Origin of the sequence: Taylorella asinigenitalis MCE3 (assembly GCF_000226625.1) — a bacterium.
Classification (GTDB): Bacteria; Pseudomonadota; Gammaproteobacteria; order Burkholderiales; family Burkholderiaceae_B; genus Taylorella; species Taylorella asinigenitalis.
This window is the reverse complement of record NC_016043.1, coordinates 709,761-731,011: the sequence shown is the minus strand read 5'-3', so window position 1 is coordinate 731,011 and position 21,251 is coordinate 709,761. Positions and strand designations below refer to the sequence as shown.

The following is a 21,251-nucleotide window of genomic DNA, read 5'->3' as shown; positions in this document are numbered from 1 at the left end:
TAGCATTTGTAAAATAGTTAGGAGGGCGGTTTAGTTGGTTGGTTTCACTATCCTTGGATTTGAATTCCCCCACACAGTGTAAAGGTCTGCCAATAAAGCACCATTCATCTCTTCTATATCGGATTGCTCAACTTTCGCATCACCTTGAGTTCCAAATATCACTACCTCATCACCCTCTAAAATATCAGGGAAATCTGTGACATCCACCATAGTTGTATTCATAGAAACTCTGCCCACAACTGGAACCTTATGACCATTAATTAATACATAACCCTTATTTGAAAACACCCTTCTATAACCATCCGAATACCCAAACGGCAGATTTGCTAACATAGAATCTCTTTCTAAAGTGAATGTTCTGTCATACCCAACGGTAGAGCCTTTTGGATAATGATTGATATTAGCGACCCTCGATTTAAACGAGAAAATGCGTTTATATTCAGTTCTCGTAGGTATAGAATCACCATATAGTAAGCCACCAGGCCTCACCATATCAAAATGAGCTTCAGGTACAGTTAAAGTAGTATAAGAATTTGCGGTGTGTAAGACAATTTGGTCACGTTTTAAACCAGCATTTTCAATAAGCCATTTAGTGTCTTCATTAAATCGAGCCAAATCTTTACGAATTACTTCTTCATCCTCTTCTGGATAATGGGTCATAATTCCAACTACCTTTAAATTAGAGAACTTTGTAAGTTCCAGTGCCTCTGACCTGCCCTTTTCAGTAGTCATGTCAATACCGTTTCTATCCATACCAGCAGAATTTAAAGATATATGAATTCGCACATCTTTACCTGCTTCCTTAGCCAAATCATTAATGGTCTGAGCCTGCGTCACATCACCTACAAGCTCTTCCATATCATATTTAAGACCATCTTTGATTTCATTAATAGAAGCCGCCCTCACACGCATAATGGTACCTTCATATTTATGGGCTCTTGCAATTCTGGCTTCCTCATTGCTGGCAATGCCTATGCATGGTACATTCATTTTTATGATACTCGGCATTATAAGATTAATACCATGTCCGTATGCATCAGCTTTTAGAATTGCACAAACTTTAGATTTACCATTTAGTAATCTTTGGAGTTCAGCAATATTGTTTTCGAAGGCATGAACATCAACCTCTATCCACGCATTAGCAGAGAACTCTGACAATTGACTAACCTTCACATCATCCGTACTTAGTACAGGAGCAGAGTTACTTTGAGCAGCAAAAAGTGAAGCAATAATAATTGTTAATGATTTAAGTGGGAACTTCATATTTCTTAACCTCAAAAAGTGTTGGAACTTTCATCATAAGTTAAGAAATACAAGATAAATCAGAGGGAAAATCCTAATGTCTATACAAATTTAAGGTATTAAATTTTCTTTAAATAATCACCAATTAGTTTGACAATATCTGTGACTAGAGCATTACCCATAAAAAACATGCGCATTCTGTCTGAAACTTCAACTACCTCTCCAGTAGAGGTTTTTTTATACTTAGTCCAATCGTCAGGGAAATCTTGTAGTCTCTCAGCTTCAATGGGTGTCAATAGTCTATATTTGTTATCTACTTGAAGAAAATGTGTTGATCTGTTTATTGAACCTTCTGAAGTTAACATTGTTCTTCCTGGTGAATCAAGGTCATCGACTTCAGACATTCCACCCTCAGCAAACATATATTTAAAGCCGTCTGAAGAGGTTCTTTCAATTTTCTTTGGCCCTCTAAGGTATTTAAATTTTTGAATCGTGAAATCATCTGTTATGAAAAACCTTTTTGGTATTTCACAATTTTTTTGAATTATGTCTCTAAGTGTTAAACGTTTACCTTCATAGTTAGAATTTAAATCTACAGACACAAAGTTACCCTGAGTCATAATTCCTGAATTCCAGAAATTACCTACAAAATTATTGGAAACATCTAATATATCGTCGGAAAGCTTACCGTACGATATTCTATTTTTATTCAACTCATTTTTAACTGGGAACTGTCTTGCAAATAGTCCAAATTTCTTTAGGTGTATTTTTGCTAATTTAATTAGATTTGACTCTTCAAGATTAAGATTTTTAAATAATGTAAATTTTTTAAAATATTTAGAATCGTTTCTAAACACAAAAATATAAACTCTACTTCTCTTTTGACTTCTACCATAATCGGCTGCGTTTATAACCCTCCATTCTAATGAATATCCAAGAGAATTAAAGGCTGACATCATAATAGCAAAGTCTCTTCCTCGTTGTTTTGAGGGTGCTTTCAAAAGTCTATCAACGTTCTCCAATATCAAATATTGAGGATTAGTTAATTTGGTTGCTCGAATAATTTGCCAAAATAACACCCCCTTCTTACCCTCAATACCTAACTCATTTTTTTTGCTCCTTGCAACTGAATAATCTTGGCATGGAAAACCACCCACAATCAGGTCAACATCCATTGATAAGAACTTACTATCAGGAATTTTTGCAATATCAATATTTATATTCTCAGAATCTGGAAAATGATAGTTATAAACCTCAAAAGCATCTTGTGAGACTCTTAAGGGTTCAAATTGATTTGACCAATGAGTTTGGAAAAATGACGAATCAGAATTTTCAAGTCCTACTCTAAAACCACCTACTCCAGCAAATAGTTCCAATATTTTGAGCATCGACTTATTTTTTTTCATAAAATGTTTGTAGTAAGTATAAATACGGATTAGTTATGTCTAGCACCCAACCCAAAGAATCCCAAGAACTTTTTAGTTACGATGATAGCGATTTAAAAAGCATGTACGAATATTCAAAAGGAATATTAAATAAAAGTTTAGATCAAATAATATCTGAATACGACAAAAATTGCTACAAATCCAGGGACGATTACCTAAACAAAAAAATTGTTAATAATTCTTCTGAGGTTAAACAAAAGTTCGATGAGAAGAACAAAGGTAAAGTTGGACAAATAATAGAAAAATGTTTTTATGGATATAATCTCAACAATAAAAAAACTGCTGATTTTACGAACATACCTCTTGAGATTAAAGTTACCCCCTACGTTTCAACTAAAAAAAAATCAAAAATAGAAAAAAGTTGTTCTAATAATACCCCTGAAATAACTTTAAAAGCTAAAGAGAGACTCTCGTTATGTATGATTAATTATAAAAACTATAAAAAAGTAAAATTTGAAGAGTCCCCTTTGTATGAAAAATGTAAAAACATAATAATCCTATTTTATGAACATGTCTCAAAGGAAAACATACTGAAAAGCACTATTAAGTACATAGGCTTTTATGATTGGCTTAATGAAGATTTGCCTCAAATCAAAAAGGATTACGAAACAATTTCTAATAAAATATTAGAGGGTAAGGCTCATACGATATCTGAAAGCGACACTGCCTATCTTGCAGCTTCAGTAAAAGGTAAAAAAGGTAAAGATTTAAGAAACCAAAGATTCGGTGTTATACCAGCTAAGCCAAGATGTTGGTCACTAAAACCAAAATACTTGAATTATTTACTAAATAATAAGTTTAAAAACCTTCAGCACGAAGAAAAGCTATATGGTTACACACCAAAAATTCCCAAAATTACGCCAAAATTTGAATCTATAGCCAAAAATGATATAGAAAAAACGAAGCCTTTTGAAGATTTAATAATAGAGAAATTTAAACCTCACTTTGGAAAAAGTTTAGAATACTTACTTGAAAAATTTGATATAAAAAAAGAATCCAAAAATAAGGCTAATCTTTTAATTAGAAAAATTCTGAATCTTAATGAAAATATCGAACTTTCAGAAGAGTTCCAAAAATCCAATATGTTACTTAGAGTTATTAGAGTAAAACCTAATTTATTGCCCAAAGAAGATTCACCATTTAAAGTTTTTCGTTTTAAAACTTTGCATAATGAAATGAAATGGAAGCAATCACAGGTTTATACAGAAATATATCAAAAACGAATAATGTTCGTTTTATTTGTGGAGGATGATAGTCAACAAGATAAATATTTATTGAAGCATGTATTTTTCTGGGGGTTCCCTGAAAATTTAGAGGATGGACTTAAAAGAGATTGGGAAAGTGTTAAAACCATATTAGGTCAAAAAAATAACTTTAGTGTCGTAAAAAGGGAAAACGGTTATAGAATTAAACATAAATTTCCCAAGGCTAAAGAATGTAATGTCATTTTCTATAAAATTCATTCAAGCCAATCAGTTTATGAGTTTCCTAATAAATCCATTTATGGAAAGGGAAAATATATAAATAATAAAAGTGTTACCAATGCACTTCCTAATGGTTGTAGAGTTTCTAACCACTCATTCTGGCTTTCAAAATATTTTCTTCAAAAAATATTCAAAGAATACACTGATAAATTAAATGATTATAAAAATTAACCTATGTAATTAGGTGAAAATTTAATTCTTTTTGTGTAGTTTGCAGTATTTTTATTTCTTAGTATCTTATGATGTGGATAATATTACTTGCCCCTTTTGTAGCATTAAGTAAACTTAATTATGAATATCCGAGCGTTTAACTAAGCACCTACATCATCCCCAATGGTGCAAAACTCACACCGCACCCGTGCCAAACTATACAAAATCTGGAGAACCACCCACACCGAGATCCCACCAGATGAACTAAGAACCCCTCCTGTTTACTCACCATCATCGTAACCACTTGGTACTCAAGCGGAGTGAGGCGAAGGGACATTTTCAGTCCCGAAGACGAACGTAGCCCACCTACTCCCACTCTATCGTAGCAGGGGGTTTAGAGCTAATGTCATAGGTCACACGATTGATGCCACGAACTTCATTTATGATGCGCGACGAAACCCTTGCCAACAAAGAATATGGCAATGGTGCCCAATCCGCCGTCATAAAGTCTGAAGTCTGCACGGCACGCAATGCAACTACGTAGTCATATGTGCGGCCATCGCCCATCACTCCAACGCTTTTAACTGGCAAAAACACAGTAAAAGCCTGCGATGTAACGTCATACCAAGATTTGCCCGTCTCTTCATCAATAAAATTATGAAGCTCTTCTATAAAAATAGTATCGGCTTTTTGGAGCAAGCCAACATATTCAGGTTTAATTTCGCCCAATATCCGCACTCCAAGCCCTGGTCCAGGGAACGGATGTCTAAAAATCAATGATTGCGGAATACCTAGGGCCAATCCGAGTTTACGCACCTCATCCTTAAACAACTCTCGCAATGGCTCAAGCAATTTTAAATTCAGTGTTTCTGGCAATCCGCCCACATTATGATGCGATTTAATGGTTACCGCCTTACCAGTTTTTGATCCCGCAGATTCAATCACATCAGGATAAATTGTTCCTTGAGCAAGCCATTTCGCATTAGGGAGCTTGGCGGCTTCCTCTTGGAAAACTTCGACAAATTCGCGTCCTATGATTTTGCGTTTTTGCTCTGGGTCGGACACACCTGCAAGCTTTCCTAAAAATTGATCAGCTGCATTTACACGGATAATTTTTACGCCTAAATTTGTGCTTAAAGCTTGCATAACTTGATCGCCTTCATTTTCTCGAAGCAATCCATGATCCACAAACACACATGTCAACTTATCGCCTATTGCGCGATGAATTAAAGCTGCCGCAACAGAAGAATCCACCCCGCCTGAGAGGCCTAAAAGCACTTCATCTTCGCCGACAGTATCTTTAATATATACCACAGCTTCATCGATATAATCGGGCATATTCCAGTCACCTTCACATCCGCAAATATCGCGAACAAAGCGACGCAAAAGCTCAGCCCCTTGCTTTGTGTGAGTTACTTCTGGATGAAATTGCACTGCATAAAATCCACGTCCCTCGTCAGCCATAGCAGCTATTGGACAACTTCCTGTGGAGGCAATGCACACGAATCCATCCGGCATGATTTCTACTTGATCTCCATGACTCATCCAGACATGCAAGTTAGGACGAGATTCATCTCCTGCAACAACACCATCTTTTAAGCCATTGAACCATTTCGAGTCACCATGCAATTCAATTTCAGCATGTCCAAACTCACGATGATTAGCCCATGAAACGCGACCACCCAGTTGTATTGCCATAAGCTGCATGCCATAGCAAATACCTAAAACTGGAACTCCTAAATTGAATACGGCATTGCTAACTTTATCCGATTCCTCACCATATACAGATGAGTGGCTGCCCGACAGAATAACGCCTTTCAAACCCTTTGCTTGCTCTTCGCGTAGAAATTCCTCACTCACATCACCTGCGTGAATTTCACAATATACGCCAGTCTCACGAACTCGTCTTGCAATTAATTGCGTTACTTGAGAGCCAAAATCAAGAATAAGTATTTTCTGATGCATTTAAAAAACCTAAGTATTAAATATTTCAAAATTATAAAAGATTACTGAGTAAGCATGCGGTAAGCATGCAGATTTAACCTCTCAAAATTTAGTGTTTTTGCTTGGATTCAAATTGTGCTTTGATATTATTGAGAATAATTATTATTGCCACCGTATAGCCTTGCTTTACGTTACCTTACAGCATATGTTAGTAAATATTCAAAACTCCAATGACACTCAATCGAATAAGCCTAGCTTAAAAGCCCTTTTCTCTTTAGGCTTTCGTCCGCTTTATCTATCGGCTGCGTTATGGTCTATTATCTCCATCATTCTTTGGATTTATGTTCCTGCTTCACTTAAAGGGCCGATTACAGCTAGCTATTGGCACGCTCATGAGATGTTGTGGGGGTTTGTAATTACTATTGCCGTGGCCTTTCTTCTGACTGCTAGTGCCACATGGACAGGTCGCAATCCTGCTCAGGGCCGCACATTGATGGTCATTGTTTTGCTATGGTGGGTTTCTCGATTTCTGCTGCTAATTCCAAATGACATTGCCTTTAAAATCGGAATGGTCACTGAATTCTCATTCTTTGCTTTGTCAGCTTATAGACTTTGGTCGGTTGTCTGGAGTACAAAAAATAAACGCAATTATATTCTGCCCTTTGTCCTTCTAGTGCTCGCTTTTCTTGATCTTGGCTATCTGTACTCCGTTCTAAATGGAGATTATATTGGCGTTTCGCGTTATCTAGACTTTGGTTTTATCGGCATGGCCTATATCGCATTGCTGATCGCTAGAAGAGTATTGCCATTTTTTGCATCGCGTGGAGCTAATATCGAAATCCCAAATCATCAAAAATCAGGCTCCCTACAGTTATCGCTTATGGTCGCTACATTCGCAGCATCAGTGTTGGGATTACATGTAGTGGCTGCAGGCGGGGTTATTGCCACAGGGCTTATTTCTATTTTTCAGCTATCACAATGGAAACCTCACAAAGTCGTACGCATACCTCTGCTTTGGGTGCTTTATATTTCGTATTTTTTCTTAGGTATCGGGCTTATTTTTTCGGGCATATATTTTCTGCTCTCGCCTTCATATGCGGCTCTTGTAGAAGCTTGGGGTACGCAAAACAATCTGGCGTTTATGCTATCAAGACCCGCATTCCATCTTCATATTATCGGGATGGGCGGTTTTGCGGTCATGATTATTGGGATGCTCACTCGCACTTCGCTTGGACATACTGGGCAGCCACTTAAAGCCGATAGATGGATGGTGTGGATGTATATTTGCGTGCTTATAGCTTTTGTAATCCGCATGGCTGGCCTATATCCGAGCAATATTATCTTGGCCTTTTGGCATGCGGCCGCTCTGTTTTGGATTATTGCTTTTGGTCTCTTTTTATATCGCTTCACGCCTCTTTTAATTAAGCCGCGTGCCGATAGATTTCGCTCCAAAAATTAAGGGTGGCAATGCCCCCGCACTCCACCCCTCTTTCTTATTTATCCCTGACGATAATTAGGAGATTCCTTCGTAATTTGTACATCATGTACATGAGACTCACGCATACCTGCTGATGTAATCTCTACGAACTCAGCCTTAGTACGCATATCCTCAATCGTCGGGCAACCGCAGTATCCCATAGATGCACGTACGCCTCCAATAAGTTGGTAGATAATCGCAAGCACACTGCCTTTATAAGGTACGCGCCCCTCTATACCTTCAGGCACCAGTTTATCTGTAGCAGAACCAGTTTCTTGGAAGTACCTATCCGCGGAGCCTTTCTCCATAGCACCAAGCGAACCCATGCCGCGATATGACTTATATGAGCGCCCTTGAAATAAAATCACCTCACCTGGAGCTTCCTCAGTTCCCGCAAACATACTACCCATCATGCATGAATGAGCCCCAGCTGCCAACGCTTTCGAAACATCTCCCGAATAACGAATCCCGCCGTCTGCGATCATAGGCACACCCGTGCCCTCAAGTGCTGTTGAGACATCGTGGATTGCTGTGATTTGTGGAACACCAACGCCTGCCACAATGCGAGTGGTACAAATAGACCCTGGTCCAATCCCTACTTTCACACCATCTGCACCCGCTTCAACTAAAGCTAAAGCTGCTGCTGCGGTGGCAATGTTCCCGCCTATTACATCCACTTGCGGAAAATTCTGCTTAACCCATTTCACACGGTTAATCACCCCTTGAGAATGCCCGTGAGCCGTATCTACTACTACAACATCCACTCCAGCGGCTACTAATTTCTCGATACGGTTTTCTGTACCTTCACCTACACCAACAGCCGCGCCTACGCGTAACTGTCCTTTAGAGTCTTTATTTGCGACTGGATGTTCATGATTTTTAAGAATATCTTTAACTGTAGCTAGCCCACGTAACTCAAAATTATCGTTAACGATAAGGACGCGTTCCAATCTATGTTTATGCATCAATGCTTGTGCATCGTCCAAAGTTTGCGTCTCCTTCATAGTGACTAGACGCTCTTTTGGAGTCATTACATTTGCAATTAGTTCTGAATATCTTTCTTCAAAACGCAAATCGCGGTTCGTTACAATGCCGACTAGTTTTCCATTTTCAACTACTGGCAATCCTGAAAACCCATGGGACTTCTGAAGTTCAATTGCTTCACGAACAGTAGTTTTCGGTGATACCGTAACAGGATCAATAACAATACCGAATTCGTGACGTTTAACGCGTGAGACTTCCTGAGCTTGTTTATCTGCGGACATATTTTTATGAATAATACCGATACCGCCCTCTTGAGCCATAGCAATGGCTAGGCTTGATTCTGTTACGGTATCCATAGCCGCAGAGACAATTGGAATATTTAGATTTATATTACGAGTTAATTTGGTTTTAAGACTAGTATCCTTGGGAAGGATATTTGAATAAGCAGGCACCAATAGTACATCATCAAAAGTGAGTGCTTTTTTGGTTAATCGCATGAATTACTCCTACACAAAGATAGATTATAAAATTTTTAATTAAAAAATACACGTGCGTTCATAAACATACGCATCCAAGGTGAAAAGTCTCCCCCACTATCATTCTGCCCCCAAAGTTTAGGAGACCATGAGAGCATGGCATTTCTAGTAACACGTTCTGGATGCGGCATCATAATCATATACCTCCCATCAGTACTTGTTACTCCCGTAATACCATCTAAGCTACCATTCGGATTAAATGGATAGGATTCAGTAGGCTGACCAACATTATTTACATAACGTAAAGCCCTGTGTACTTGGCCTTTGTTGCCCTGAACACTAAAGTTTGCGTACCCTTCACCATGTGACACGACTATTGGTGCTTGCATCCCCTGCATGCCTATGAAGAAAATAGAAGGTGAATCCATAATTTCTACCATGCATAATCGAGCTTCATATTTTGAAGAAACGTTTGATGTAAATGCGGGCCAATCCTGTGCCCCTTTAATCATTCCTGATCCAGCCAAATGAGCCATCATTTGACACCCATTACATACACCTAGTGCGAGAGTATCTTCTCGATCAAAGAATTCCGTAAATTGCGTGCTTAAAATTTCATTAAACAAAATGGTCTTAGCCCATCCCTGTCCTGCACCTAAAACGTCACCATAACTAAAGCCGCCAACTGCTACAAGGGCTTGAAAGTCCGCTAATTTCTTACGACCAGAAAGCAAATCTGTCATATGCACATCGTAAGCTTGGAAACCCGCTTTATCAAAAGCCCAAGCCATCTCTAATTGACTATTGCATCCTTGCTCACGCAAAATTGCTATGCTTGGTTTGGAGCCTTTTCCAATAAATGTAGCAATTAAATTTTCTTGTGGATTGAAATGAACTTTTGCTTGCATGCCAGGGTCAGAAATATCGTCCCAACGTTTAAATTCTGCGAGAGATGTTTTTGGATTATCTCTGTTTTTAGAAATGTTATAGCTAACCTTTGTCCACTCTTTTCCAAGTTCGGAGCGTGAAAATGAAGCTACAACTTTTGCGTCTCGCAATATATCGATAGAGTCTGTTTTATTTAATGACCCAATAACATGAGAGACTTTAGACAAACCTACTTCACTTAGAGTGTGCAGTACAGCATCTCTATCAGATCTACGAACCTGAATCACCGCACCAGCTTCCTCATTAAATAAAGCTCTGATAGTGCTTTCATTTCTAAGGTTTTCAACCTGCTCTGGCTTAATTTTGAAATCACCAAAATCACTATTTTGTTCATCAAAAACAAGCATATCAACATTAATGGAAACACCGATATGCCCAGCAAAAGCCATTTCTGCAACAGTAGCAAATAATCCACCGTCCGATCTATCGTGATAGCTAAGGATTTGGCCCTTATCTGAAAGAGAACGAATCGCACCAAAAAAGGATTTAAGAAGATCTGCATTCTCCATATCAGGAGTTTCACTGCCATACTGATTTAAAACATGTGATAGCACAGAGCCTGCAAGCCTTTGCTTGCCTTCACCTAAGTCAATCAAAATAAGAACTGATGACTCATCCGTATCGTGCATAAGCTGCGGGGTCAATGATTTTCTTATATCCCTAACATTTGAAAATGCACTTACAATCAAGGAAACAGGTGAAATAATAGTCTGCTCCTCATCTTCTTCCTGAGCTTTTGTTTTCATTGAAAGAGAATCTTTACCTACAGGAATAGAGATACCAAGGTCTATACAAAATTCACTACATGATTTAACCGCCTCATATAGTGCACCGTCTTGACCCTCAGAGCCAGAAGAAGCCATCCAATTTGCCGATAATTTTAGATCGCTTATGCTCGCAATATCTGCACTGGCAATATTAGTTATAGCCTCTGCAATAGCCATTCTCGAAGCAGCAGCTGGATTTGCGATAGCAATAGGAGAACGCTCGCCCATAGACATGGCTTGACCAGTGAACCCCTCATAATCATCAAGCGTAACAGCACAATCAGCAACTGGCACTTGCCATGGACCTACCATTTGATCACGCGATGTCAATGCCCCAACACTGCGATCACCAATAGTCACTAGGAAAGACTTGCTCGCAACAGTAGGATGACGAATAACTTTTAAAGCAATATCGCTTAAATCCGCTTCGACAAAATCAAGTTTCTCAGAAGAGAAATTTTGCGTTTGTATATCCTTTTTAAGCTTTGGCAATGATCCTAAAATCACATCCATAGGCAGATTTACTGCATCTTCTTTAGGCTCATTTTTAACGACCAGCATTTTCTCTTCTTTGGCTATGCCCACGACACTAAACGGACATCTCTCTCGAGCACAAATTTCCTCAAATAAAGGCAAACTCTCGGGATCGATAGCAAGCACATATCTCTCTTGAGATTCATTGCACCAAATCTCAGCTGGTGACATACCTGATTCTTCAAGATTAACTTTATTTAAATCAAACACTGCCCCCATATCCGCATCATGCACCATCTCTGGAAATGCGTTCGATAGTCCCCCTGCACCTACATCATGCAAAGAGAGAATTGGATTTTTCTCTAACATTCTCCAGCACGTATCCAAAACCTCTTGAGCACGCCTTTGAATCTCTGGATTCCCTCGTTGAACAGAATCAAAATCAAGACTTTCTGCATTAGAGCCCACGCCCATACTAGAAGCAGCTCCGCCGCCCATACCGATTCTAAAACCAGGCCCCCCAAGTTGAATTAAAAGCGTTCCATCCTTAAGGGCATTTTTCTTTGTTAATGCATCGTCAATTGAACCCAAGCCACCTGCAATCATAATTGGCTTGTGATATCCCCATCTAACACCGTCGACAGTTTGTTCATAGACTCTAAAGTATCCCGATAGATTTGGACGACCAAACTCGTTATTAAAATTTGCAGCCCCAATAGGCCCTTGAGTCATTATTTCTCTTGGAGTGGCAATGCGCTCGGGCATTATATGTGAGTCATTTTCTTCCCATTTTTCGGTTAACTCAGGTAAATGTAGATTAGAAACTGTAAATCCCGCAAGACCTGCCTTAGGCTTACCTCCTCGACCAGTTGCCCCTTCATCTCTTATTTCTCCACCTGCACCAGTGGAAGCCCCTTGAAAAGGTGCAATCGCAGTTGGATGATTATGTGTCTCAACTTTTATTAATGTATGTGTAAGCCTTTGAGTTGATTTGTACTGAAACTCAGAATCTGACAAAGGATAAAACCTAGAAATTTCCCTTCCTGAAAAAATAGCTGCATTATCCGAATAAGCAACAACGCAACCTTCTGGATGAGCATTATATGTGTCCCTAATCATGCCAAAAAGGGATTTTTCTTGTGGTACCCCGTCAATAGTCCAAGAAGCATTAAATATCTTATGTCTGCAGTGTTCACTATTAGCCTGTGCGAACATCATAAGCTCAACATCAGTGGGGTTTCGCTCAAGTTTTGTATATGAATTAAGTAAATAATCAATTTCAACACTACTTAATGCAAGGCCCAAGTTTTGATTCGCTTCATATAAAGCCATCTCGCCTTTACCTAACACATCAATATAAGTGAGATCTTTAGTGCTTAATTCATTAATTAAGAGCTTAGGATCAAATTCATCAGGAAGAACTTCTTCAGTCATGCGATCATGAATAGCACTAGCTAAGGTGGCCAATTGCTGCTCATTTAATTTTTTTGATCCGAGCAAACCACGTTCAGACTCAAAATAATACTTAATGCCCCTCTCTATCCTAAAAATCTTCGATAGACCACAATTAGTGGCAATGTCCGTACTCTTTGAAGCCCACGGAGAAATAGTCCCAATTCTAGGGACAACATGCAATATTAAAGTCGCACTATCAGCAATATTTTCGGGAAACTCTTTTCCATAGCTTAGCAATGACTTAAGTTTAAAAATTTCCTCAGGATTTAATTCTGAATGACAGTAAACAAAATGCTCATACTGTCCTTGAACTGAAGAAACTGGTACATTTAATTTTTTTAATTTTTCTAAAATTTTTTCTGATTGGAACTGGGATAGTGCTAATGCACCTTGAAAGTAGTAATGAATTGACACTTCTTTAATCCACGTTTTGGCTTAAAAACATATATTTTACAAGTTTTAAATTCAAATAATTTATAGAATTTGTAATGTTAAAAGATGCTTCAAGAAATAGTTAAAGCTATTTATACAAAAATCGTGTAACTCATTAATTTTCTTGTATAATTATTAAAACAATAACGAGTCGGGTGTTATAGTGTTTAGATTATTAAAGTCTGCAATAATTAGTATTTCATTGATATTTTTTGTCTCTACCTCTTTTAATCAAGAGGTTTATGCTGCTACAAAACAAAAAACTTCTAAAACTACATCTAAAGCAAAGACTAGGGTTAAGACTAAGATTTCCTCTAAATCTAAATCTAAAAAAACTACTAGCAAGGCAAAATCATCCAAAAATAAGAAAAATAGCAAAGTCATTGCCAGTAAAAAAGTAAAACCTAAAACTGCACGTAAACTTAAATCTAAATCATCGATTGTAAAAACAAAATCAAATTTAATCTCTTCCTCTGCTGGATTAGCGAATGATAGCGAAGATATTAAAAACTCATTTACTGACGTGAATATTGTAGGTTTTGCGGATAACGGCGATGTAATTAATTCTGAAATCGCTTTTGTTATGTCATTAGATGACAGGCAGATTCATTATCAAAAAAATATCGATACTGTGCAGCCTATAGCCTCTATTACTAAGCTTATGACGGCTTATGTAGTTATTAAAGGTGGTCAATCTTTAGATGAAATAATTACCATATCAGAAGAGGATATGGACCGTTTGAAAGGAACAGGATCTAGACTTACATATGGTACTCAACTAACTAGACGTGAAGCTCTTCTTCTTGCATTAATGTCCTCAGAAAATAGAGCGGCTAATGCTCTTGGAAGACATTATCCTGGTGGTTTAGAAGCATTTGTTAAACAGATGAATGCAACTGCACGTCAAATTGGAATGACTCGTACTCGTTTTGTTGAGCCTACGGGACTTTCACCTCAAAATGTAGCTTCAGCTCAAGACCTTGCTAAACTTCTTGCTGTCGTATATAGAGAACCGCTTATTCATCAATTTTCTACAAGCGATGGATATACTGTCACTACCAATGGCGGAAAAATTCAAAATTATAAAAACTCTAATCGTCTAATTCGTAATGACAAATGGGATATTCATGTATCCAAAACTGGCTATATTAAAGAAGCTGGCCGTTGCATAGTAATGATTACTAAGATGAACGGAAAAGATATGGCTGTTGTTCTTATGAACGCAAATGGCGGTGTAACTAGGTTTTCAGACGCTATAAGAATTAAGCATATTGTTCAGAATGACTTCCCGTCAATCTTTTAGTTACTGCTGAATTTGTTTAATTATCTTTAGTGGAATACACGTTTTTAAACGATTTATAGAGACATCTATAGGGTCTTGATGTGCCCCCAAGATATCTAATGTTATATCTGCACCTATAGTTTTTATCGCCTCAAAATCGTCTCGTATTCTAGTATCAGCAAACTCGCATTCTGTTTGCGTATAAAGTAGGTGCGTAGTGTAATCTAAACTTACTTCCGTTCCAATTGATAATGACGGTATAAATGAGTTAAATGTAATCACACGCCCTGCAATTGCCGTACTTAAACCTAAGAGAGAAAGTATCGCAGATCCAATCGGACCACTCCCTACTAAAGCCGTATATTCCGCACTACTGAATGTATTCTTTTGGATATGTCGAATCGTTTCAATTAACTTAATCTTATTTATTCCAACAAACTCCTCAATTTTTTTTGGTTCCTCTATCTGCTCTTCACTTTCTATGGCAATGCCATAGACATTCGCCATTGGAAATATGTCCTGATATGCTTTTGATACTACATCAAGCATTCTTAGATTATCTAGACTTGGAAAACAAAGAATAAATAATTGAGATGCGTCAGATGCTTGATTCGGGTTTTGAGTGAGGTTTTTGTGAGGAAACATCGGAAATTTTGTTTTTGATAAAATACTATTTTACTCACATATTAGGTCAAAATCATGTCCCTAAAATCACGCATCTCCAGCAGTATTAAGGAGGCTATGCTATCAAAACAATCTGAAAGACTATCTACATTACGCTTTCTTTCTGCTGCTATTAAACAAAAAGAAGTCGATGAGAGAGTTGAGCTTTCAGATGAAGCAATTGTCGCTATTATCGAGAAGCAAATTAAGCAAAGACGAGAATCTATTGCTGCTTTTGAACAGGCGGGGCGTGCAGATTCGGCAGCTGCTGAAAAAGCTGAGCTTGAAGTTCTGATGGAATTCTTGCCTGAGCAAGCTTCTGATGAAGAGATTAATCAAATAGTTACTGATGCTATAGAACAATTAAAGTCTGAAGGTGTAACAGGTAACCCTGCTATGGGTAAAGCTATGGGTTTAATTAAACCTAAATTAGCTGGTCGTGCAGACATGTCTAAAGTTTCAGGCATTATTAAAGATAAGTTAAATCAAGGGTGATTTATGCTTAAAAAAATTAGTCTATTAGTTTTAATACTAGGAATTGCGGCATGTGCTATGAAAGACGAAAGACCTGCTGTACCAAAAGATCTTCCTCCACCTAATCATTTACAGATGCAATAAAATTTTGTGACGTTTCTGTTTTATTCCATAACTTCACATACTGCTCCTCTTTTAAAATCTCCTCTATAAATGGAGATTTTTTTTCATTTGAGTAATAGATAAACACATGTTCTTTAGCCCTCGTTATGGCAACATAGAATACTCTACGCTCCTGAGCATGCGGGTATTTCTCATCGGAGCAATATAATTCGATTTCACTTTCTTTTTCCGATGGCAAACCCATCTCTCCACTTTCTACATTAAGCAAAATCACATAATCGGCTTCCCTTCCCTTCGATTTATGAATAGTTGCCGTCTTTATTATTAACTTATCAAATTGATTATTTAAGCACTCAATTTTAGGTGGCAATGGTAACTGATAATTAAATCTACTTAGTATTAAGCATGTTTTAGAACTAGTTGCATTCCTATTAATATGATTCAATAAAATCCAAAGGTCTATGTCATATTCCAACAAAGTTACACAATGTCCGTTAAATGATTTGTGACTCTCAATATTCTTTTTATATTGATTAGGATTTTGCTGAACGAATTTAGAGCTTAAATTTGCTAATGCCGTATGAAAACGAAAAGTTCTATCCAAGGCAAGAATATTTAAATTAGACAAATATTGATCCAAATTTCGGATATATTTAAGTTCACTGCCAGCAAACTGATATATAGTTTGCCAATCATCACCTACGCAAAATAAACTTATATCTTTATCTTGATCGATTAAGCCTTTTAAAAGATTAAATCTTGATTTTGATATATCTTGAAATTCATCGACAAGAATGTACTTCCAACTATGCACATATTTTTTGCTCTTTACATACTCGCTTGATTTTACAATCATCTTGTCAAAGTCAATTTCATTGGAACTTTCAAGTAGGTATAGATATTTTTTGTATATTTCTTTAGCCCAAAGTCCAAGAAATTTTTTCTTAGCTCCCCAGTTTTCAAAGCTCTCATTAGGATTAGACTTAACAAATAAAAATACATCGATAAGTAATTTGGACAAAGTTTTAACTCGACCAATACTGTTGATTCGAAATTTTTCTTCTTCTCCCCAACCATTATTTTTGCAAAGATTTTTGATTTCATTGGCAAAATGATAAGGGGAGGAAGCATTGCCACAAAATTCTAAATCTATGTAATGAGTACCATATTTGATATGCAATTGTTTTTCTTGTGGACTGTCCTGATATCCCAAATATGTATTGAAATCAGGAAGAAAAAACGCAATTTCATAAGGATTGTATTTTTTGTTTAAATATATATCTTTTTCAAACAAGCAATTGGATATATATCGTATTCCCCTCAGATAAAGGATATTAGCGACTATTAGTCTAACTGGGTCATCGAAAAAGTCATCATTTAAAGAACGCCAAATTTTTTTTGCATTCTTAAAATCATAATCACTGAAATCATTCTCATAAAAATTGAAATATTCGATAAGGCGATCTTTGTCACAAAATACTTGATTTGAAATAAAGTTCTCGAGATTTTTGTCTTCACTTAGGGATGTCAACTTAGGCATCGAACCCTCAACCGAACTTACTATGCTTAATCCTAGGCTATGAAATGTACGAACTTCAATATCCTGCAAAGATTCGATTTGCGATAAGCGTTCTTGCATTTCTAAAGCGGCATCTTTACCGAATGCAAGCATTAAAATTTCACTTGCTGGGACTTTTAAATATTCGCATAAATATATAACTCTACCTATAATTGTGCTTGTTTTGCCAGTGCCAGCACCTGCTAACAAAAGCATATTTTGCGAAGAAGTACTTGCCGCTTCATACTGTTTTTTTGTAAGTTTAGATTTAAGGTCTTTTATGTTCATCGAATACTCCGTTTAAGGTAATTGTGAACACAAAATGAAAGGTTTTATAGTGGGGTGGACAAATATGTCTCTTATAATAGGAAAACTGGGCTTTCAATATGGGGATTCTTATGAGAATTTTTTGGATATTAGGATTTGTTGGTTTATTGTCTGCATGCCAGACTGGTACTGGGATTGATTTAACCAATAAAGACAACTACGGTTTGAAATGTTCTGCTGGACCAAAATCGACTCCAAACTGGGAGGGATGTATGGTTAGTGCTAAACGTATATGTGCTCCAGCTCAAGTTATTAATGTTAAGCAACTTAACCCTATAGGAAATGGCTCAGCCGATGATGGCTACTTTATGACATTTACTTGTGCAAACTCTCATTTGACCCCTATTCCTACTACTAACAGACCCTCGTCAGCTGCACCTATATCAGAAGCATCATCAACTATAGTTAAATAACAAATAGGCCTATACAAAGTGTATAGGCTTTCTCATTAATAGAAATTTTGCTATAAAAATTATTATTCTATAGCCAATCCTTGTTCATCGAATAATCCCTCAAATAAAACTGTGCTTAAATATCTTTCGCCTGAATCAGGAAGTATAGCCACGATTGTTTTGCCTTTATTGTTAGGGTCAAAAGCTAAAGCTACTGCAGCGGCTGCAGCTGCACCACCTGATATACCAGTAAGAATACCTTCCTCTTTAGCTAATTTTCTAGCATATTCTATAGCCTCTTCATTTGAAACTTGAGCAACACTATCAATAAGGCTTAGGTCTAAGTTTTTAGGAATAAAGCCAGGACCAATACCTTGAATTTTGTGAGGAGCTGTTTGAATTTCTGCACCAGTCAGAGTTTGAGTAATAACAGGACTTGATGATGGCTCAACTGCTACAGATAGAATTGCTTTTCCTTTAGATTTCTTTATAAACCGACTAACGCCTGTAATAGTTCCACCAGTACCTACGCCAGCCACAAAAATATCAATCTCTCCATTTGATGCATCCCAAATTTCAGGACCTGTAGTTTGCTCATGAATCGCAGGATTTGCTGGGTTTTCAAATTGCTGAAGCATAATATATTGATCTGGATTAGAGTCAACTATTTCTTGAGCTTTAGCAATCGCCCCTCTCATACCTTTAGAGCCTTCGGTCAGTACAAGTTTTGCACCATATGCTACCAAGAGTTTTCTACGCTCTATACTCATAGTGTCAGGCATAACAAGTGTGAGTTTTATGCCCTTAGATGCAGCTACAAACGCTAAACCAATACCTGTATTACCGCTTGTAGGTTCAACTATTTCCTTATAGAACCCTTTTTTTCCTAATGAACCATCTTTTATAGCTGTATTCACCATAGAATAAGCAATTCTGTCTTTAACAGAATAGCCTGGATTTCGACCTTCAACTTTAACTAAAACTTCAGCTTGAGCACCATTAAGAATACGATTTAGCTTAATAAGCGGTGTATTCCCGATAGAAAGGGAATTATCTTCGAAATATCTTGACATTAAGTTCTCTCAGTATAAAAATAAAAAATTTAATGTAAAACTCTACAACATTTACAGTTGTAAATTCAATAATATATTTATAACTTACGATTATTAAATTATTTAGAAATGGAATATCTAAAAAAAATAACTAGCATCGAAGATTTGCGGAAAATTGCAGCCACTAAAGTACCAAAAATGTTCTTTGAGTATGCCGACCACGGCTCCTACACAGAATCAACATACCGAGCGAATGAAAGCGATTTAAGTAGCATAAAGTTCAGACAGAAAGTAGCCGTGAACATTGCCAACCGATCTACTAAAGCTTCATTACTAGGCGAGGAATATGCTATGCCAGTCGCTCTTGCACCTGTAGGTATATGTGGTATGCAAAGAGCTGACGGGGAAATTTTGAGTGCTCAGGCTGCGGAAGAATTTGGTGTTCCTTTTACGCTCTCAACAGTAAGTTGTGCATCAATTGAGGATGTGGCAGCGAATACAAAAAAACCATTTTGGTTTCAGCTTTATATGATGAAAGATCGCGGGTTTATGGCTGATTTGATTCAAAGAGCAAAACAAGCTTGCTCTGCCCTTGTGGTGACTCTTGATTTACAAGTACTAGGACAGAGACATAATGAGGTTAAAAATGGCATGACTGTGCCGCCGAAACCAACACTACCAAATCTTTTAAATTTAGCTACTAAACCTGATTGGTGCTGGAGAATGCTACATACTAAAAGACGGTTTTATGGAAATTTGGTTGGTCATGTAAAAGGCATGGACAATGTTACGGCTTTATCTGAATGGACTGCCCGTCAATTTGATGCGACATTAAATTGGAAGGATTTGGATTGGATTGCAAATCAATGGGGCGGAAAAATTATTCTCAAAGGAATAATGGATCCAGGTGATGCAATCGAGGCATGTAATTCTGGGGCCGATGCATTTGTTGTGTCAAATCACGGAGGCCGTCAATTAGACGGAGCATTATCGACTATTAAAGCATTGCCACCTATATTAGAAGCGGTAGATCGCATAGGAAGTACAACCGAAGTTTGGATTGATGGCGGTTTCAGATCAGGTCAAGATATCTTGCGGGCATATGCCATGGGAGCCGACGGAGTTATGATTGGTCGACCATATATCTACGGATTAGGGGCATACGGTAAGGATGGAGTAAGCAAAGCACTCGATATCATGCAAAAAGAGCTAAGCGTGACTATGGGATTTTGCGGTATTACAGATTTATCGCAAGCTTCAAGCGATATTTTATATATCCCTGAAGATATGAAATTAGCTTAAACGGCAGGAACTTCGACAAGCTTAATTGGAATACCAAGCTTATCGAACATAAGTTGAAGGCCAATAAGCGGATATTCTTCACTTGCAGTAGCATAGCTTAAAGTCATTCCAGAGCCCTCAGATGTGTAGGGCTCTATTTTTTTAAGTGTACGATCAACTGGATTTATGAAAAGCATATCAGGTGCTACTTTTTGGAATATATCCACAATCCATGTTAAATGGGTAGAGGAAAGTGTACATACGTCCGCATTTGGATATTTGGAACGCACATCGTCCATAAACTTTTTAACTTGCTCAGCTGTTTTTTCTGGTTCTGTAATGAACTGTCCACTCTCCACTGTAGTGACTAAGTCCTCTGCATTTACGAGATGAATTTGAGCACCATCAGAAATAGATTCAACGAAAAATCTAAATTCAGGAAGTGAAGATAAAATCTTAACGCCTAGATTTATGATTTCTCCTGATTTAGAAGCAGCTACACCTGAAGCTATAGGAGGGATACTTCCGACAACAGGTACAGAACACTCATCCTTGATATCACTAACTACTGTGATTGAAGGAGCATTTGATGTAACTACAACTAAAGACGCTCCCATCTCAGCAAGACGCTCAATCGCCCCTTTAATACAAGCTTTTAACTCTTCTTTAGTTTTCCAAGCATAAGGAAAATTAGCTCTGTCGGCGAAATAGATAATATCTTGTTTAGGAAACTTCTCTCTAATAGCCCTAGCCCATGCATAACTTCCAATACCAGCGTCAAAAACTGCGATAGGCTTAACTAATTTTTTGAGATTTTCCAT

The 21,251-nt window shown here is 37.5% G+C and carries 15 protein-coding genes; 6 read left to right on the top strand and 9 right to left on the bottom strand.

Annotation, left to right across the window (positions count from 1 at the left end; translation table 11 throughout):
• Nucleotides 1–30: 30 nt before the first annotated feature.
• Complete coding sequence (gene alr / locus TASI_RS03540) at nucleotides 31–1,263, bottom strand: alanine racemase (protein WP_014111391.1); 1,233 nt, start codon at nucleotides 1,261–1,263, stop codon at nucleotides 31–33.
• 98 nt (nucleotides 1,264–1,361) lie between these two features.
• Nucleotides 1,362–2,648: a DNA (cytosine-5-)-methyltransferase gene (gene dcm, locus TASI_RS03535; RefSeq protein WP_014111390.1), complete on the bottom strand. Its 1,287-nt coding sequence runs from the start codon at nucleotides 2,646–2,648 to the stop codon at nucleotides 1,362–1,364.
• Between the two features lie 35 nt (nucleotides 2,649–2,683).
• On the opposite strand from dcm, the gene TASI_RS03530 reads away from it, so the two are divergent.
• Nucleotides 2,684–4,342: a Sau3AI family type II restriction endonuclease gene (locus TASI_RS03530; RefSeq protein WP_014111389.1), complete on the top strand. Its 1,659-nt coding sequence runs from the start codon at nucleotides 2,684–2,686 to the stop codon at nucleotides 4,340–4,342.
• Between the two features lie 345 nt (nucleotides 4,343–4,687).
• On the opposite strand, the gene guaA is transcribed toward TASI_RS03530, so the two are convergent.
• The gene (gene guaA, locus TASI_RS03525) at nucleotides 4,688–6,286 is read right to left on the bottom strand and encodes a glutamine-hydrolyzing GMP synthase (protein WP_014111388.1); all 1,599 of its coding nucleotides are present in this window, start codon (nucleotides 6,284–6,286) and stop codon (nucleotides 4,688–4,690) included.
• A gap of 184 nt (nucleotides 6,287–6,470) precedes the next feature.
• On the opposite strand from guaA, the gene TASI_RS03520 reads away from it, so the two are divergent.
• Nucleotides 6,471–7,724: an NnrS family protein gene (locus TASI_RS03520; RefSeq protein WP_014111387.1), complete on the top strand. Its 1,254-nt coding sequence runs from the start codon at nucleotides 6,471–6,473 to the stop codon at nucleotides 7,722–7,724.
• Between the two features lie 38 nt (nucleotides 7,725–7,762).
• Here the strand turns inward: TASI_RS03520 and guaB are convergent, their stop codons facing one another.
• The gene (guaB, locus tag TASI_RS03515) at nucleotides 7,763–9,223 is read right to left on the bottom strand and encodes an IMP dehydrogenase (RefSeq protein ID WP_014111386.1); all 1,461 of its coding nucleotides are present in this window, start codon (nucleotides 9,221–9,223) and stop codon (nucleotides 7,763–7,765) included.
• A gap of 35 nt (nucleotides 9,224–9,258) precedes the next feature.
• Entirely contained in the window at nucleotides 9,259–13,260 is a 4,002-nt protein-coding gene (purL, locus tag TASI_RS03510; RefSeq protein WP_014111385.1) for a phosphoribosylformylglycinamidine synthase, read from the bottom strand.
• Between the two features lie 181 nt (nucleotides 13,261–13,441).
• Between purL and TASI_RS03505 the strand changes: the two genes are divergently transcribed.
• Complete coding sequence (locus TASI_RS03505) at nucleotides 13,442–14,581, top strand: serine hydrolase (RefSeq protein ID WP_044978022.1); 1,140 nt, start codon at nucleotides 13,442–13,444, stop codon at nucleotides 14,579–14,581.
• Here TASI_RS03505 and TASI_RS03500 read toward each other — a convergent pair whose 3' ends face one another.
• Entirely contained in the window at nucleotides 14,582–15,205 is a 624-nt protein-coding gene (locus TASI_RS03500) for an alpha/beta hydrolase family protein (RefSeq protein ID WP_014111383.1), read from the bottom strand.
• A 54-nt stretch (nucleotides 15,206–15,259) separates the two neighbouring features.
• Here TASI_RS03500 and TASI_RS03495 point away from each other — a divergent pair, with 54 nt between their 5' ends.
• Nucleotides 15,260–15,718: a GatB/YqeY domain-containing protein gene (locus tag TASI_RS03495; RefSeq protein WP_028883838.1), complete on the top strand. Its 459-nt coding sequence runs from the start codon at nucleotides 15,260–15,262 to the stop codon at nucleotides 15,716–15,718.
• Nucleotides 15,719–15,818: 100 nt separating this feature from the next.
• On the opposite strand, the gene TASI_RS03490 is transcribed toward TASI_RS03495, so the two are convergent.
• Nucleotides 15,819–17,666 (bottom strand): UvrD-helicase domain-containing protein, encoded by a 1,848-nt coding sequence (locus tag TASI_RS03490; protein WP_014111380.1) that lies wholly within the window; start codon nucleotides 17,664–17,666, stop codon nucleotides 15,819–15,821.
• 110 nt (nucleotides 17,667–17,776) lie between these two features.
• Here TASI_RS03490 and TASI_RS03485 point away from each other — a divergent pair, with 110 nt between their 5' ends.
• Nucleotides 17,777–18,118, top strand: coding sequence for a hypothetical protein (locus tag TASI_RS03485; protein WP_014111379.1), 342 nt, complete (start codon nucleotides 17,777–17,779; stop codon nucleotides 18,116–18,118).
• A 62-nt stretch (nucleotides 18,119–18,180) separates the two neighbouring features.
• Here the strand turns inward: TASI_RS03485 and cysK are convergent, their stop codons facing one another.
• Entirely contained in the window at nucleotides 18,181–19,170 is a 990-nt protein-coding gene (gene cysK, locus TASI_RS03480) for a cysteine synthase A (protein WP_014111378.1), read from the bottom strand.
• 108 nt (nucleotides 19,171–19,278) lie between these two features.
• Between cysK and TASI_RS03475 the strand changes: the two genes are divergently transcribed.
• On the top strand, nucleotides 19,279–20,451 hold the full coding sequence (locus tag TASI_RS03475; protein ID WP_014111377.1) for an alpha-hydroxy acid oxidase: 1,173 nt from the start codon (nucleotides 19,279–19,281) through the stop codon (nucleotides 20,449–20,451).
• Here TASI_RS03475 and TASI_RS03470 read toward each other — a convergent pair.
• Entirely contained in the window at nucleotides 20,448–21,251 is an 804-nt protein-coding gene (locus tag TASI_RS03470; protein ID WP_014111376.1) for a glutamate racemase, read from the bottom strand. The genes TASI_RS03475 and TASI_RS03470 overlap by 4 nt on opposite strands.

Bases quoted from the DNA above. Each gene is read 5' to 3' on its own strand.
- TASI_RS03485 (WP_014111379.1), top strand. From the start codon at position 17,777: ATGAGAATTTTTTGGATATTAGGATTTGTTGGTTTATTGTCTGCATGC.
- TASI_RS03495 (WP_028883838.1), top strand. From the start codon at position 15,260: ATGTCCCTAAAATCACGCATCTCCAGCAGTATTAAGGAGGCTATGCTA.
- cysK (WP_014111378.1), bottom strand. From the start codon at position 19,170: ATGTCAAGATATTTCGAAGATAATTCCCTTTCTATCGGGAATACACCG.
- TASI_RS03475 (WP_014111377.1), top strand. From the start codon at position 19,279: ATGGAATATCTAAAAAAAATAACTAGCATCGAAGATTTGCGGAAAATT.
- TASI_RS03470 (WP_014111376.1), bottom strand. From the start codon at position 21,251: ATGGAAAATCTCAAAAAATTAGTTAAGCCTATCGCAGTTTTTGACGCT.
- TASI_RS03490 (WP_014111380.1), bottom strand. From the start codon at position 17,666: ATGAACATAAAAGACCTTAAATCTAAACTTACAAAAAAACAGTATGAA.
- alr (WP_014111391.1), bottom strand. From the start codon at position 1,263: ATGAAGTTCCCACTTAAATCATTAACAATTATTATTGCTTCACTTTTT.
- TASI_RS03520 (WP_014111387.1), top strand. From the start codon at position 6,471: ATGTTAGTAAATATTCAAAACTCCAATGACACTCAATCGAATAAGCCT.
- TASI_RS03500 (WP_014111383.1), bottom strand. From the start codon at position 15,205: ATGTTTCCTCACAAAAACCTCACTCAAAACCCGAATCAAGCATCTGAC.
- guaB (WP_014111386.1), bottom strand. From the start codon at position 9,223: ATGCGATTAACCAAAAAAGCACTCACTTTTGATGATGTACTATTGGTG.
- dcm (WP_014111390.1), bottom strand. From the start codon at position 2,648: ATGAAAAAAAATAAGTCGATGCTCAAAATATTGGAACTATTTGCTGGA.
- TASI_RS03530 (WP_014111389.1), top strand. From the start codon at position 2,684: ATGTCTAGCACCCAACCCAAAGAATCCCAAGAACTTTTTAGTTACGAT.
- guaA (WP_014111388.1), bottom strand. From the start codon at position 6,286: ATGCATCAGAAAATACTTATTCTTGATTTTGGCTCTCAAGTAACGCAA.